The 17,077-nt window shown below is 46.6% G+C and carries 10 protein-coding genes; 9 read left to right on the forward strand and 1 reads right to left on the reverse strand.

All coding sequences use genetic code 11. The features are described from left to right. The first annotated feature begins 102 nt into the window (after positions 1-102). The 9 genes from A4U59_RS11600 (at position 103) to A4U59_RS11640 (ending at position 16,397) form a co-directional block, all read left to right on the forward strand. Complete coding sequence (locus A4U59_RS11600; protein ID WP_066173636.1) at positions 103-3,147, forward strand: carbohydrate binding domain-containing protein; 3,045 nt, start codon at positions 103-105, stop codon at positions 3,145-3,147. 356 nt (positions 3,148-3,503) lie between these two features. Continuing rightward, positions 3,504-4,784 carry an ABC transporter substrate-binding protein gene (locus A4U59_RS11605; protein ID WP_066173639.1) on the forward strand — a complete coding sequence of 427 codons (1,281 nt, stop codon included), beginning with the start codon at positions 3,504-3,506 and terminating at the stop codon, positions 4,782-4,784. Between the two features lie 57 nt (positions 4,785-4,841). Continuing rightward, positions 4,842-5,804, forward strand: coding sequence for a carbohydrate ABC transporter permease (locus tag A4U59_RS11610; RefSeq protein ID WP_066173642.1), 963 nt, complete (start codon positions 4,842-4,844; stop codon positions 5,802-5,804). After that, entirely contained in the window at positions 5,791-6,630 is an 840-nt protein-coding gene (locus A4U59_RS11615) for a carbohydrate ABC transporter permease (protein ID WP_066173645.1), read from the forward strand. Before A4U59_RS11610 ends, A4U59_RS11615 begins: the two co-directional genes overlap by 14 nt. A gap of 53 nt (positions 6,631-6,683) precedes the next feature. Beyond that, positions 6,684-8,027: a GH1 family beta-glucosidase gene (locus A4U59_RS11620; protein ID WP_066173648.1), complete on the forward strand. Its 1,344-nt coding sequence runs from the start codon at positions 6,684-6,686 to the stop codon at positions 8,025-8,027. Positions 8,028-8,228: 201 nt separating this feature from the next. After that, a complete protein-coding gene (locus tag A4U59_RS11625; protein WP_066173650.1) occupies positions 8,229-9,239 on the forward strand; it encodes a LacI family DNA-binding transcriptional regulator in 1,011 nt (336 codons plus the stop codon). Between the two features lie 61 nt (positions 9,240-9,300). After that, positions 9,301-12,495 carry a cellobiose phosphorylase gene (locus A4U59_RS11630; RefSeq protein WP_066173653.1) on the forward strand — a complete coding sequence of 1,065 codons (3,195 nt, stop codon included), beginning with the start codon at positions 9,301-9,303 and terminating at the stop codon, positions 12,493-12,495. A gap of 193 nt (positions 12,496-12,688) precedes the next feature. Further along, the gene (locus tag A4U59_RS11635) at positions 12,689-13,585 is read left to right on the forward strand and encodes a 3-hydroxyacyl-CoA dehydrogenase (protein ID WP_066173656.1); all 897 of its coding nucleotides are present in this window, start codon (positions 12,689-12,691) and stop codon (positions 13,583-13,585) included. 418 nt (positions 13,586-14,003) lie between these two features. Further along, positions 14,004-16,397 (forward strand): polyprenyl synthetase family protein, encoded by a 2,394-nt coding sequence (locus A4U59_RS11640; RefSeq protein WP_066173659.1) that lies wholly within the window; start codon positions 14,004-14,006, stop codon positions 16,395-16,397. Between the two features lie 122 nt (positions 16,398-16,519). Here the strand turns inward: A4U59_RS11640 and A4U59_RS11645 are convergent, their stop codons facing one another. After that, positions 16,520-17,011, reverse strand: a complete 492-nt coding sequence (locus tag A4U59_RS11645; RefSeq protein WP_066173663.1) for a TspO/MBR family protein — start codon at positions 17,009-17,011, stop codon at positions 16,520-16,522. Positions 17,012-17,077: the final 66 nt, after the last annotated feature.

A 17,077-nucleotide genomic window follows, 5' to 3' on the forward strand; every position in this document is an offset into this window, starting at 1 on the left:
TACTCCATGTGAAGCAGGAGGACTGCGGTTAAAATCGAAACCGGTTTCGGAGACCCGTGGGCAAGATCCGCTTATCGTTACGCATTAAAGGAGGTTTGCAGAATGGTAAAAAAGGTTGTTATGAGTTTACTAGTTTTCATGCTCGTTTTAGGGGTGGTTTTACCGGCAGCCAACGCCAAAGAAACCAGCAATGATGCCAATGCCCTGATCAAGAAATGGGAAGACAGGGGCCTGTTTTCAGGCGTTAAGAATATGGCCAAAAACCCTAATGCTGCGATGTCGAAGGCTGAGTTCGCGGCAGTCATTCATAATCTTTTCGGTTATGTAGGTGACCAGACTGCTGATGTCGTTAAGACTGCAAAAGCAGCCGGGTACTGGGATGTTGTGTTCGGCGATAATGCCAAAAAGAACTCTGTCATCAAAAAGGAAGAGGCATGGGAAATTCTTAACTATTTCTTTCCGGGAGGATCTACATTTGCCGGGGATAACCAGGCTAATTCAAATGCCGCTTTAAAGCGAATTGATGCCATCCGTCTAATTGATGACCAAGTCGCTGGCTTTTATTTCGAAGAAGGAACATATGCAGGCGAAACAATTGAGGGAAATGCGCTTATTAACCATGCGGACATTACGCTTCAGAACACGACGGTTATGGGCGATTTAGTTGTGACAGAAGGAGCGGCACCCGGAAATATTGTGTTGAAAAACGTGGCTGTAAATGGAACCGTTTACATCGCGGAAGAGCTCCAAAATAACGTGCTGGCGATCGATTCCAGCCTTAATCGGGTGGTCACGTATACAACGGGACAAACACAATCAGATTGGGATCTTGTCTGGTCCGATGAGTTTATCGCCGATGAGATTGATTTGTCAAAATGGTCGTATGACATCGGCAACTGGGTGATCGATGAAAACGGGGACGGGATTGCGCCTGGCTGGGGAAACAATGAGCTGCAGTATTATACCGATTCTCAGGAGAATTCGTATATTGAGGATGGAAAGCTGGTCATTGAAGCCAAAAAGGAAGAGTCACCGGTCACTGATGAATTCGGGTCGTACCAGTATACTTCTGCAAAATTGAAGACAAAAGACTTGTTTTCCAAAAAGTATGGCAAGTTCGAAGCCAAGATGAAATTGCCTGCAGGAAAAGGATATTGGCCCGCTTTTTGGATGATGCCGCAGAATGATGTATATGGCAGCTGGCCCGCATCGGGTGAAATTGACATTATGGAAGCCGCAGGGAAAGACCTTTCTGCGATCGGCGGTACGATCCATTTCGGTGAAGAGTACCCGAATAACACGTATAAAGGGGCCGAGTATCATTTTCCTGAAGGGGAAGATATCACAGGTTTCCACACGTACAGCATTGAATGGGAACCAGGGGAGATCCGCTGGTATGTAGATGGGGAATTGTATCAAACGCTGGATAATTGGTTCAGTAAGGGAACAAACCAAGCCGATAAGTTTTCGTTTCCGGCCCCGTTTGATCAGGAGTTTTATATGATTTTGAACCTGGCTGTCGGGGGCTGGTACGGCGGCAACCCGGATGATACCACCCAATTCCCGGGTAAAATGGAAGTGGATTATGTACGGGCCTACGAGCTGACCGGAAGAGAGTATAAAGAGCCTGTAGAGCCTTCTACTGAAAAGGCTGAGTTGCCGGAAGGGGCTAAGATGCCGCTTGAAGACGGCAATTTAATTTATGACAGTGATTTTGCCGAATCGATTACAATTGTGGATACCAATGGAAAAGCGTTGGACGCTTTGTACTGGAACTTTCTCCATTTGCCTGATTTTGGAGGGGATGGAATCATCACCACGGAAGAAATTGACGGGGTGACGTATGCCAGGACAGCTATTAGGGACGCAGGCAATGCCTTATGGGCCCTGCAGCTGATTCAAAAAATCGCGATTGCGGAAGGCAGTACGTATAAAGTTAGTTTCGATGCCAAGTCAGATACGAATCGGACTATGATGACAAAGGTATCGGGCGGCGCCGAAAGAGACTACGCCAATTATTCAGGTGAACAAACCGTTCAACTGACGGATGCAGTCCAACCGTATGAATACACGTTTACCTTAAATCAAGAAACGGATACAACTGCCAGGCTGGAATTCAATATGGGAAGCAACGGCAATGCGCCTGTTTGGATCGGGAATGTGCGCATAGAAGAAATCACGCCCGAAGATCCGGGAAATGCTTCAAAAACACCGCTTCCAGATGGGAACCATATTTACAACGGAACATTTGACCAGGGGGATATGACCCGCACGGCTTATTGGGATCTGGAAGTGGAAGATTCTGCTGCAGCAAAAGCGAGTGTGGACAAAAACTCGAGGGAACTTTATGTTGCCATTTCTGAAGGGGGAGAAAGTCCTGATTCCATCAAGGTGAAGCAAGAAGGCATCCAGCTGCTGAAAGGGAATGATTATGAGCTGGCGTTTGATGCTCGGTCGACTGAAGACAGGGCGATCGAAGTCGAATTTATCAGTGAAGAGGGTACAGCAAGTTACTCGGAATCCATCAGCATCGACTTGACTGATCAGATGGAGCAGCATTCCGTAAGTTTTACGATGCCGACTGATGTAAGTGATGAATTTAGTCAGGTTCTATTTAAAATGGGCGGCCATGATGGGGATGTCTATTTGGATAATGTGAAACTTCTCCAGACATCCGAATATATCGACTATAGCGAAGTGGATTTGTATCCCTTGCACAATGGCGATTTCTCAGCAGGGCTTGCTCCCTGGAGTTCTTATGTTCATTTCGATGCCGACGCGGTCATTTCAGAACAAGACCAGGCTCTCCAGGTGAATATCCCGAATGCGGGAAATGAAACGTGGAGTGTTCTTGTGGAACAGGGAAACCTGGCTTTGGCAAAAGGCGTCGCCTATGAATTATCATTTGATGCTCGTTCGACTGCAGAAAGGGATATGGAAATCACCATCGAGAATGCAGGCTATCACCGCTATTTCCATAAGGTTGTGCCACTTAGTGATGAAATGAACTCGCATCATTTTGAATGGGTGATGAGTGCGGATGATACCGTCTCGTTGAAGTTTTTAATGGGTAATTTCCCCGAAGCGCATGACATTACCATCGACAATGTAGTCCTTCAAGTTAAGGGTGCAAGTGAATTGGATTAATGAATTGAGCAAAGGTGCCCGTGGCTGCAGGCAGGATCCTGATGATGCCGGCGCTAATGGGAAAGGTTGATATGACAACATCGAAACCGGTTTAGAAAATTAGTGATAAATTTGCGAAAAGCATTGTAAACGAATACATGACCCGTTATAATACAAAGTGTATTCAAGTTACAGCCCCCCTTTTAGAGCTGAACGAAACCGGTTTCCGGATTAATTTTTACGAAAAAAAGAAACCGGTTTCGTAAATGCTCGATTTTTTAAATGTTTAAAGAAACCGGTTTCGTTTAAAATAAAAAGGGAGTAACTTGGTGCGGGTATCAGTGAAGAAATTATAATCTCCAGGAGGGGGAAGCTTCATGAACTTAAAAAAATCTCTATTGGTTGGCCTGCTCTTAAGTTTAAGTGTTTTACTCTTTGCATGCAGCAGTGATGAAGAAACATCCGGTAATAAGGATGGCGGCGACGTCAAGCTGGATTTCTGGGTGTTTGGCGCAACGAATTATGAAGAGCTGGCTAAGGAGTATGAAAAAGAGAATCCAAATGTCAAAATCAATATCCGGAAATCCCAGTTGGAAGACCATCATAACAGTTTATTCACTGCCATTTCTTCCGGATCTGGCGCCCCGGACTTAACAATGATCGAAATTGATCAGTTGGACCGTTACCGTGAAGCGCAAGACCGTTTTGTGAATCTATATGACCTTGGTGCAGAAGAAGTCCAGGACAAGTATCTTGACTGGAAATGGGCAACAGCTGAGAATGCAGAAGGCGACTTCCTGTTCGGCCTTCCGACAGACATCGGCCCGAAAGCGATGTACTATAACGTAGACGTTTTTGCCGAAGCCGGCCTGCCGACTGAGCCTGAAAAAGTCACTGAGCTGATTTCTACTCCAGAAGCGTTTAAGGAAGCAGCTGCAAAAGTGGCGGATACAACAGGGAAACCGATGGTAGACAGTATGGAAATGGCTTTCAGGGCACATATGGATGCACTTGAAACAAGCTATTTCAATCGTGAAGGCGACCTGTTGATCGATAACAATGACAACGGTGTTAAAGAAGCATATGACTACGCAGTTGAATTGAATGAACAAGGGTACGTAGGAGAATTTGACATGTGGACGCCTGAGTGGGCCAATGCCTTGAATAAAGGTGATTTTGCAGTCGAAATGGGTGCAGCATGGCTTAAGGGGTACATGACTGAAAATGCGGTTGATGCGAAAGGCAAATGGCGCGTCACTACACTTCCTGAAGATTTCGCGGGTAACTGGGGCGGTTCTTATATTGCCATTCCTGCTGAGTCAAAACAGAGTGAGGAAGCATACAACTTTGCTAAATGGCTCGTCAATCCTGATAATCAATTGAAGTCGTTTGTCGACAGCGGCCTTTTCCCTTCCGCACCGGCAGTATATGAAATGGAAGAGTTCAAACAAAACTCTGATGAATACTTTGGCGGCCAAAACACAGCTGAATACTTTGCGAAAGCAGCAGAAGATATTCCGGCTGTTTATAAAGGGCCAAAATACGTAACGGTTAATAACGAAGTCCTGGCAGCATTGAAAAACGTCCAACAGGGCGGCGACCCTCAAGAAGAATGGGATGCTGCGGTTGAGCGGATCAAAGGACTCTTGAAAAAGTAATGTTTTGTTTCGGGCTGGATCAAACGATCCGGCCCGAAATGATAAGGGGGTTACACCATGGGTTTGAATCCAGGCAAACAGAATTCATCCAGTAAAACAAAAAAGAAAATGTCAGAACGTAAAAAAGATATGTTCTCCGGTTACTTATATATCGCTCCCTTTTTTATCGTTTTTGCGATAATCGGCCTCTATCCCTCGATCTTCAGCATCATCCTCGCATTTCAAAAGTGGAATGGCCTTGGGGATATGACGTTTGTCGGGTTAAGCAATTTCGTAATCGTTCTTGAGGATCCGTTGTTTTGGAAGTCACTATATAACACGATCATTATGGGACTGCTCGGCACTGCACCACAGTTAATCGTCGGGATTGTTCTCGCTTACTTCTTGAATATGGCGATTATCCGTTTCTCAAACTTTTTCCGCGTTGCGATTTTCATGCCGTACATTACATCGATGGTTGCGGTAGCCCTTGTTTTCGGTGTGTTTTTCAGCAGCAACGAGAGCGCCCTGGCCAACTACGTCATTGGTTGGTTTGGATTTGATCCGGTCAGCTGGAAGACGTCCGAATGGGGAGCGAAAATTGCCATATCCGTCATGGTCTTTTGGCGCTGGGTGGGATATAACACGATCATCTATCTCGCGGGACTCCAGAGCATTCCAAAGGATATATATGAAGCGGCGACAATTGACGGCGCAAATAAAGTCCAACAATTCTTTCACATTACTATTCCCCTGCTTAAACCCTTCATCGTCTTGACTGTGTTTATGTCAACGGTCGGTGCGTTGCAGTTATTTGCGGAGCCAACTGTATTCCTTGGTGCGTCCGCTTTCACCCGGGACGAGGCAATGACTGTTGTGATGTATTTGTATCGGGATGCCTTTAATCTTGGGTCTTTCGGAACAGCTTCCGCTACAGCTGTACTGCTATTGATCATTATCATTTTTGCTGCGGCCGTCAATACATGGCTGACATCCGGAACAAAAATCAGGAAAGGAAGGATCAAAAATGTCCAAAGATAAACGCAGAAAAATTTCACCTGGCACAGCACTGATTTATGCTGTCTTGATCCTGGCCTCTTTGTTCTCCCTGTTTCCGTTTTATTGGATGTTCGTGATGGCGACAAGGCCGAGCGCCGATTACAATTCGATTCCGCCTGCTCTTATTCCCGGCGGGCAGCTCGTTGAAAACTTTCAAAAGGTCCTGGATAATATTCCGTTCTTCCAGGCCATGTGGAATACAGTAATGCTTGGCACCCTCGTGACAATTCTAGTGCTTGTCATCAGTTCTCTGGCCGGTTTTGCTTTTGCGAAGTTCCACTTTCCGGGGAAAAATATCTTTTTTGTCGCGATTCTGCTGACAATGGTCATCCCGCCGCAATTGGGTTTGATCCCACAGTACTACCTTGTTGCCGAATTAGGCTGGCTCGATACCCTTCAAGGTGCGGGGGTCATATACTTGCTGAACCCGCTCGGAATCTTTTTGATGAGACAGTACGTCAGTGAGTCTGTACCGGATGAGCTGATAGAAGCGGCCAAATTGGATGGGGCTTCCAACTTCAGGATTTACAGAAGTATTGTACTCCCGATCATAAAGCCTGCGTTTGCGACACTTGGGATTATCGTGTTCACTTTGGTCTGGGGGGAATTCCTCTGGCAGTTCACCGTATTGCGGAGCCCTGATTCCTATACGCTCCAGGTTGCACTTGCTTCATTGAACAATGCGTATAAAGTTGATTTCGGCATGCTGCTGTCTGGCGTGTTCTGGGCTACAGTTCCGCTGATTGTCATCTTCTTAATGTTTAACAAACTATTTATTGCAAGTATTACGGAAGGCTCTATTAAATAGGCAATATAAACGTATTCTGCACCAAGATCTATTTCTTAATGGAGGTACCAGTTATGACAACAATACAGTTTCCAGACGATATACAGTGGGGAGTTGCGACAGCAGCCTATCAAATTGAAGGGGCAGCACAGAAGGATGGACGCACCCCTTCGATATGGGATACTTTTACAAAAGAGCCCGGTAATGTGAAAAACGGCGATCACGGAGATGATGCCTGTGACAGCTATAACCGTGTCGAGGAAGATATCCAGCATATAAAGGAACTGGGCGTCGACATTTATCGCTTTTCCATTTCATGGCCGCGCGTCATGCCGCAAGGAACAGGGGGGCTGAATCCCAAAGGTGTCGCTTATTACCGCACCCTGATTCAAGGACTGCTTGATAACGGGATCGAACCGATGATCACCCTATACCACTGGGATCTCCCCCAGGTCCTTCAAGACAAAGGGGGCTGGGAAGACCGCTCGACAGTGGAGGCGTTCAAAGAATACGCCATAGCGATGTACCGGGAATTCGGAAGCCTTGTGAAAAAGTGGATCACCATCAATGAACCGTGGTGCATTTCGTTTTTATCCAACTACCTTGGCGTGCATGCGCCGGGTAAGCAAAGCCTGCAGTCTGCCATTGATGTTTCGCACCATTTGTTGCTGGCACATGGCCATGCCGTGAAGGCATTCAGGGAGATGGTTCCTGAAGGGGAAATCGGCTATGCTCCGAATGTTGACTGGCTGGAGCCGTTCAGCACGGACGAGGAGGACACCAACGCTGCCCGGAGGGGGATGCTCTGGAAGATTGAATGGTTTATGGACCCGGTTTTCAAAGGTTCCTATCCGGAGGAACTGATTGAGATTTTCGCCGACTCAAACGGGTACTTGCACATAGAAGATGGCGATATGGACATCATTTCACAGCCGATCGATTTCATGGGGATCAATTACTATTCAGGTAATATTGTCCGCCATCAGGATGGGGCCGGGTTGTTTGAGTTCGAAGATATAACGGTAGACTATGAGAGAACAGATATCGGCTGGCCGATTTATTCAGAGGGCTTTTATAAAGTCCTGGCGCATATTACCGAACTTTATGGAAATGTTCCTATTTATATTACAGAAAACGGCGCTTGCTATAATCATGAAGTCATCGACGGCATCGTCAATGACCAGGAGAGGATCGATTATTTGAAGCAGCACCTTACCGCACTTCACCGGGCGATCAAGTCAGGTGTCCCGATCAAAGGGTATATTGTTTGGTCACTGCTTGATAACTTTGAATGGGCGGAAGGCTACAACCAGCGGTTCGGCTTAATCCATGTCAACTACCGCAATTTTGAAAGGACGCCGAAAGAGAGTTTCTATTGGTATAAAAAAGTGGTTCGCAACAATTGGTTTAGTATGTAAGCGAAGATGGCGGATAAAAGGCTGGGCCGGCTCTTGTGATTTTATTTCGAAATAAGAAAAATGTCCGGACACAACAAGATTCGAGTGGAAACTGATGAATATCGGCCGGTCTCTCTTTATAATGAGGATAGAGGAAAATAGACCCAACTAAAATCAAAGACTGGTTTTTGCCTTTTATAGCCATAAAGATGAGGTGCGCAAATGGTTACAATTTATGATATTGCAAAAAAGACAGGGTTTTCGGTGACAACCGTATCCAAAGTGTTAAATAATTATCAGGATGTCGGCGAGAAGACAAAGAGGGCCATTCTCGAGGCCGTGGAAGAAATGGGCTACTTGCCGAATTCCCATGCCCGGACATTGACGACCAAAAAGTCATGGACGATCGGGGTCGTTTTTATCGAGTCATTGGGCGTGGGGATGAAACACCCATTCTTTAATGCGGTGATCGAGAACTTCAAGCAGAACGTCGAGTATCTGGGATATGACCTGCTGTTTGCATCCCGGCAAATCAGCAATCAGGAAAAGAGTTATTTAGACCATTTCCGCTATCGTGGTGTGGATGGAATCGTCATTGTTTGTTCCACTTACAACGATGAGCAAGTCCAGGAAATCATGAAAGCTTCCATCCCGAGTGTTGTGATCGATTTGCACAGCACACAATCAAGCGTTGTATTTTCCGATAACCTGTCAGGAAGCAGGAAGGCAGTGGAATATTTGCACTCGCTCGGGCATAAGCGCATCGCCCATATCGCCGGCCATGAACATACCTTTGCGGGTGTGCAAAGATTGAAAGGTTATCTGGATACAATGGAAGAGTTATCTTTACATGTACCTGAGGACTATATCGTTGATGGCGGATATTTTTCCAGGGATGAAGGGTACGAGGCGATGAAAAAGCTCCTTGGCGCGGCGGAGCCCCCGACAGCAGTTTACGCTGCAGGGGATAATATGGCCATTGGTGCAATTGAAGCCATCCGGGATGCCGGCCTTCAAGTTCCTGAGGATGTATCCATCATCGGTTTTGATGACATTGAGCTTGCAAAGTTTGTCCATCCGCCGCTGACGACAATCCGGCAGAGAACCGATTTAATTGGAAAAGAGGCGGCAGGGCTCCTTATCAGGCAGATAGATAAAAAAGAAAAAATTGTTGAGAGCCACAAAATCCCAGTGGAACTGATCGAAAGAAAATCATGTAAACAAATCACATAAAATTTTTAAAGATAATCGAAACCGTTTTCGTTCCAAATTATATACTACCGGAGGGTCTTGATTGGAAAAATACAGATTTAGTGATGATCAATACTTTGTCATTGAACAATATGATCAGGCAAAGACCTTTGCAAGTTTTTTACCGGGTATCGCCGGATTGTATGGGATTCCGATCTGGTCGTTTTTTGTAAACCGCGGCCAGGCGATGGCCAGTTTTGGCGTGAAGGATAAAGATCATGCCATCATGGAATTCTATCCGGCGAACCAGGCTTATCAGCAAGTTTCCAAAACCGGTTTCAGGACGTTCATCAAGGTGTTCGGCGATAAAGGGAGCTCGATATTCGAACCTTTTTCACCTTATCGTACGGTCAACGGCAACCCTGCGAGAACGATGTACATTAAAGAAAATGAATTGAAAATTGAAGAGGTCAATGACACTTTTGGCGTGAAAACGACGGTCACGTACTTTACACTGCCGAATGAACGGTTCGGGGCGCTTGTACGGCATGTGCAAATTGAAAACATTTCCGGGGGCAAGCTCGCTCTTGAAGTGCTGGACGGAATTCCGGCGGTGATTCCATATGGCATCACGAACTCGGCTTACAAAGAAGTGGGGAATACGTTAAAAAGCTGGATGGATGTTGACAATCGTGACCATCACATTCCATTTTACAAGGTCCGGTCATCGACAGGTGATACAGCCGAAGTCGAAGAAATCACAAACGGGCATTTTTATTTATCGTTTGGAGAAGATGGAAAACTCATTGATCCCATTGTCGACATTTCGCTGATTTTTGGCGAGGAAAGTTCACTTACCTTTCCGGATGCATTCGCTGACCAATCGGTTGATGAGATGAAGCAAACGGAACCGGTGACATCGAATAAGGTGCCGTGCGGGTTTTCAGGACTGAGCGTATCGCTTGAGCCGGGCGCTAAAAAAAAGTTTTATACGCTTGTTGGCCATGCAAAAGATATCGAAACCGTTAATGAAAAAGCAAATGAAATTGCGGATTTCGATTACATGAACGGCAAATACGAAGCAAACGGAACGCTCGTAACCGATCTTACCCGGGATGTGTCCACCAGGACAGGTTCTTCTTTGTTTGATGCCTATACGAAGCAAAGTTACCTGGACAATCTGTTGCGCGGAGGGTATCCGGTGTCTCTCTCAAAAGGGCCGGATGATTCCTTTATATATTATGTCTATTCACGTAAACACGGAGATCTTGAGCGGGACTATAATTTTTTCTCTGTTGCACCTGAATACTTCTCCCAGGGGAACGGCAACTTCAGGGATGTGAATCAAAATCGGAGAAACGATATCTTTTTCCATCCTGAGACGGGGGACCACAATATTAAGCTGTTCATGAACTTGATTCAGCCGGATGGGTATAATCCGCTTGTTGTAAAAGGTTCTCGCTTTGTCTTAAGCAAGCCTGGAGAGACCGGCTGGGTAAGGGAAATTTTTAATAACGAGGCGGATGCTTTTGCAATTGAACAAAAGCTAGCTTCATCTTATACTCCTGGCGATCTTTTTCAGACCATCCTGGATGAGAAGATGCCGATGGCCGTTTCCCTGCCAGAATTTTTGCAGGAGACCCTTGCAAGAAGCACCCAGCAGATTGAAGCGGAGTTTGGCGAAGGGTACTGGATTGACCATTGGACATACAATCTTGACTTGATAGAAAACTATCTGAAGGTGTATCCGGATAATAAAGAACATCTTCTGTTTGAAGATAACTCGTATATGTACTTCTCCAGCCGGGCGTTCGTCAATCCGCGGTCTGAAAAGGCTGTATTGGCTGATGGGAAAGTCCGCCAATACGGATCCGTTTCGGAAAATCATTCGCAAAGCGGCCCCCAATGGGTGATGACGAAAGACGGCGAAACGTATACGACCAACTTATTCAGCAAGCTTTTTTCGCTCGCATTGATCAAATTCTCCACGCTGGATCCATTCGGAATGGGAATTGAAATGGAAGCGAATAAGCCAGGCTGGAATGACTCCATGAATGGGCTGCCGGGAATGTTTGGTTCAGCGATGAGTGAAACGCTTGAACTGAAAAGGCTGCTGAAATTCATCATCAAGCAAAAGGACAGCCCGCAGAAACAGATCCAGCTTCCTGTTGAAGTCGCTGCTTTGCTGGATGGCGTCATGGATGCATTGGCTGAATTCAACAATAACGGCCTTACACAATTTGATTATTGGGACAAGACCTCGACAATTCGCGAAGCCTATCGGTATGAAGTGAAAGAAGGGTTCAGCGGTTCGGAACGAAGTGTGGACCTTCATGAACTGACATCGATTGCCGAAACGCTTCTTGAAAAAGTTGCAGAAGGAATCGAACAAGCGAAACAGCATGGAGATGGCTTGATTCCTACTTATTTCTCTTATGAGGCAGCTGATTGGGAAAAGGTTTTGGATGACAGCGGTGAAGGAAAACGCAACGCTGGCGGATATCCTGTTGTAAAGGTTAATTCATTTAACGTGGCTGTCCTGCCGCATTTCCTGGAAGGCCCGGCAAGGGAAATGAAGAGTGAACAAGGGAAAACTGCTGCGGCCATTTATCGAAGCGTCAAAGAATCAGAGATTTATGATGACAGGCTAAACATGTACAAAACATCCGCTTCCCTTGAAAGCCAATCAATTGAAATCGGCCGTGCAAGGGCATTTACGCCGGGATGGCTTGAACGGGAATCCGTGTTCATGCACATGGAGTTCAAGTACCTGCTCGGCATGCTGAAAGCGGGGCTTTACGATGAGTTTTTTGAAGACCTGGCCCATGCCCTTCCGCCATTTTTGGATCCGGGATCCTATGGAAGAAGCCCGCTTGAAAACTCTTCGTTTATCGCGAGCAGTGTGAATCCTGATCCGACTGTACACGGGCGCGGGTTCGTTGCGAGACTAAGCGGGACAACCTCTGAATTTTTAAGTATGTGGGTAACGATGATGGCAGGAAAGGAATTATTCAAGCTGGAAAACGGGTCCCTTACCCTTGAATTGCAGCCTATCTTGCCGGGATGGTTATTTGATGAGTCGGGCCGGGTTGAATTTCAGTTGTTAGGCACGATCCCCGTCACGTACCATAATCCTTCCGGAAAACATACATTCGGTGACGACGGAGTTAAGCCGGATCAATTTGTCATCCACTTCGAAGATGGAAAGACAGTAACCGAACACGACAAAATCAGGGAACCCTATTCACTGGCAATCCGAGATGGAAAAGCCAAAAAGATTGATGTGTATTTAAAATAATGACCCAGATGCCCGGCCCCGCTGCAACTACTCAGTGGGGCCGGGCATTTTTTCGACAGGTGCCGACAGGTGCCTGTCACCTGTCGAATTATGTCGGCTTACTTGCGACACCGGTCAGTTTAATCCATGGCGAATTGAGGAAAGATAATAAGAGTAAATATATTATAGTAGAAAAGTTAAGGAGGCTAATTCCATGGATTATAAAAACATCACTGTCGCCGGAAGCGGGGTGTTGGGAAGCCAGATTGCGTTCCAAACGGCTTTTAAAGGGTTCGATGTTTCTGTATATGACATCAGTGATGAAGCGATAGAGAAGGCAAAGGACAGGATCCGGAAGCTGATGCCGCATTATGAGGAGGATCTGGGAGCGTCCGAAGAAGAATTGGATGAGGCGTATAACCGGATGTCGTTCTACTCTGATTTACAGGAAGCGGTATCAGATGCTGACCTGGTGATCGAAGCCGTCCCGGAAGTGGCGAAAATCAAAACGGAATTCTACGGGAAATTGGGTGAAGCTGCACCTGAAAAGACGGTTTTTGCGACGAATTCATCGACGATGCTTCCAAGCCAGTTTGCTGAAGCGACAGGCCGGCCGGAAAAATTCACCGCGCTGCACTTCGCCAACCAAATATGGACGAACAATACCGCGGAAGTGATGGGCCATCCGGGAACGGATAAAAGCGTGTTCGATGATGTGATGGAATTTGCCGAAGCAATCGGGATGGTTGCTCTGCCATTGTACAAAGAACAGCCGGGCTATATCTTGAATTCGCTGTTAGTCCCCTTCCTTGAGGCCGGGCAAAAGCTGCTGGTGAACGAAGTGTCCGATCCGCAAACGATTGATAAGACGTGGATGATCGCAACAGGAGCGCCGAAAGGGCCGTTCGCCATTCTGGATATTGTCGGCATTACGACAGCATATAACATCTCGAACGCTAAGGCGGAAGCTACCGGAAGCGAGGAATACGCGAAGGTGGCTGCTTATTTAAAAAGGGAATATATTGATAAAGGAAAACTTGGAGTTGAGACAGGGGAAGGATTCTACACGTATCCGAACCCGGAGTATGAGGATGAAGATTTTCTGAAGTAAACTAAACTGGATGGACGTAATGTCCCTGACGGATAAAGTACAGGATTCCAAAACGGAAACCTGTACTTTTTTCTTATAGTTCGGATGAAAGAATGAGGCGACCCGCAGAATGTAAGAAATCATTAAGGTGCCGTCCGCTTTGTCTTTCTGATAGTATTTATAGGCTTTGCGGGTGATATCGGCCAGGAACATTATGTGCGGCTTCCATCTGAAAAAAAGCCCAAGATAATAGCCCGGGCTGATAGCATTAACCTGAACATCATCGTGTGTCAGCGGGAATAGAGGGGGTCTTTGGAAATTTGGAAGATTTCCCTGAGCGTAAAATAAAAAATATAGGCAGATGACGGCTTTCTATGGTGATAAAGATGGTATCGTAGAGTTATAGATGAAGTTTTAGAAAGAAAACATATACAGAGGGATGTCCAATATGAATGAACACCTGCGGAGAAATACCGATGAATCTTATTACATGGCCGAGCAAGAGGCTGTTCAATATTTTAATATACTCCACAACCAGGTCAGGGAAAAGACCTGGATTCCCCTCCTGACACATGATTTCCAATCGTGGAAACAGGACCGTATCCATCATCCTTTTCTCTCTCTTTTCTCGCGCGGGAAGGGAACGCCTGATTCCCGGGGCTTTTACAGTTATCTCAGATGGCTCAATCACAAAGGCAAGCTCGATCACTATCTGGATCGCAGCATCTCCTATATTTACATGCGCGACCTCGGCAAAGCCCTTGACTCGCCCAAAACGCAGAACAGGATCCGGCGCATTGTTGAAAGTTTGAAAGATTACCTGACGCATTCGGCCCTGGCGGAGGGAAATGAAATTGAGGTTTTCAGCATGGCCGGGTTGTACCGGGAGGCCCAGAAAGCAGGCATTGAATCGGCAATGATCTGGGTGGTCGATAAACTGAAGACGGTATCCGACAACATTCCGGATGGGATGGATGCAGACCACGCCAAGCGGAAGCTGATCAAAATCATCGCCGGTGTATTAATGCATGAGCTTGAAGAGATGGACAACAGCGAGGGGATTTCTCCTGAAGAGCGGTCACGGCGGCTTGATGAGGCTGTCAGGCTTGGGTACTCGTATGGGCTGACGTATCCTTTCATTGATGACCTTCTGGATGCAGATGTATTGTCTGATAAGGAGAAGGGGCAATTTTCCAAAATGATACGCACCACTCTCACAACAGGATCCGTACCGGAATTGGGGGAGTGGGCCGGGGGTAACATTCACATTGTCCGCTATATCCATTCGGAGCTCAGGGAGGCCTTTGAGTATATTAGAGCCCATCAGCGGCCGGAGAAGAGCAAGTCCTTTTTTGAGCAGGCCTATATCTTTTTTAATGCCCAGGAAGTTGACCGGATGAAGGACTTATCGAATGAGGCTTACACGGATGAGGAGCTTTATGAGCCGGTCATTTTGAAATCGGCTTCGTCCCGGTTGGTTGCCCGGTCGATCCTTGGCGCTCCAGATGATGAAGGATTTGACAGCAGGACATTTTTCTACGGGATATACAATCAGCTGGCGGACGATTTTACCGATATGTTTGATGACATGGAGGCTGGATCGGTTACGCCGTATACCTATTATATGAAATACCGGGATAAGCGCAGCGATCTCATCAATCCATTTGAACTGTACTGGACGGTCATTTCCCATCTGGTCCATAACGTGTATCACTCGGACCCAAAGACGCGCGAGGTGATTCTGGACCGGGCCATAAACGGCCTTAAGCGATTTAAAAAGCGGATGGGAACCGTCACATACAATGAAGTGATGGCGCTGTTCGCTTCAGGAAATCCCGAATTCAATCGTGTCATCCAAAAGATGGTGCGGAAAGCGGATGATGTGGATTTCTTTGATAAGCTGCTGCGGGACCATATCCTGGACATTTTTAAAAATGAGCGGAAGGAGCAGGAAGGCTTTTTACATACAATCGATACGGTGCGTGATGAGATCGAGGGAATGTTGAACATCCGGGAAACAGAGGATGATTTGCCGCTGAAAGAACCAATTATTGATGCGGCGAATTATAGTCTTGAAGGCGGGGGGAAGCGGCTGCGGCCGATTATGACCTGGATCATGGGCATTGAAGGATACGGATTGGATCGGCCGGCAATCGTGCCGCTGCTCAGGTCTTTGGAATATATGCATACCGCATCATTGATCTTCGATGATCTGCCGTCGCAGGACAATGCGTCCATCCGCAGGGGGCGCCCAACGCTGCATTGTGTCCATAACACTGCTATAGCAGAATTGACCGGCCTCTTCCTGACCCAGAAGGCAACTGAAGAACAGGCCTCCCTGGATCAGTTTGATCCGAAAACGGTCCTGAACCTGATTCATTATTCGGCCAGAGTTACAGGGCTCATGTGCCAGGGTCAGGCGATGGACCTTAATTCCAAAGGCAAGCAACTGACGCTGGAACAATTGAATACGCTGAGCTTCTATAAAACGGGCATCGCATTCGAAGCTTCCCTTGTTATGCCGGCCATTCTCGCCAATGCAGGGGAAGCGGAAATGGAAGCTTTGAAAACGTTCGCCCATCACAGCGGCATCGCATTTCAGATTAAGGATGACTTGCTTGATGTCGAAGGGGATGTCATTGTACTTGGAAAACCTGTCGGGAAGGATGCTGAAAACCATAGTTCGACCTTTGTATCGATCCTGGGGGAGGAAGCTGCCAGAAAAGAAATGTGGGAGCATTACTGCCTGGCGGTGGAAGCATTGCGAGATGTGCCCCGGAATACATCTTTTTTTAAGCAGATGTTGAGTTATATTGTGAACCGTGATTATTAACGGCTAAACAGGGGCGAGTCTTCCGAACAGCCGCTCCCTGTTTATGTGATGTGAAATCGAACAGTGCCAGGCTGACTAAGAGGGTTCAATAAAAAAAGCACAGGGGAAAACCTGCGCTTTTTTTATGGTCTATTTAACTTCCATATTTTCTGGTTAAGATTTAGGGCAAAGGCGACCCATAAAATATAAGGGATCATGAAGGTGCCGGCGGTTTTGTCTTTCTGATAGTACTTATATGCAGTGCCTGCGACAGCGGGCAGGAGGGCAGCGATATCGGCCAGCGCCGTTCCGCGCAGCTTCCATCTGAAAAAGAGGAATGGCCAGAGGTAATTCAGCCCCAGCTGGATAGCATATAGAGCATTCGCTTTGCTGGTGGGTGCCTCTTTCATGGAAACTCTGTAGTTTGCTGTTCCCATCATCGTATACAAACTCGTCCACACAACCGGAAACACCCACGAAGGAGGGGAAATATCCGGTTTCTTGAGCCTGGCGTAAATCCTTTTGCTGTTTTTGGTGGCGATCAACCCGGTAATCATCCCGCCAGCAACTGGAATGAGAATCGATTTGGCCAATTTGGCTTTATCTATCTTGCCGTCTACGGTAAAAATGTTCATAGCATCACCTCTTTTGCTGTTACTATCAATGTTTCCGAAGGACCATTCAGAGAAACATTTTTAGTG

Source organism: Bacillus marinisedimentorum, assembly GCF_001644195.2.
Lineage (GTDB): Bacteria > Bacillota > Bacilli > Bacillales > Bacillaceae_O > Bacillus_BL > Bacillus_BL marinisedimentorum.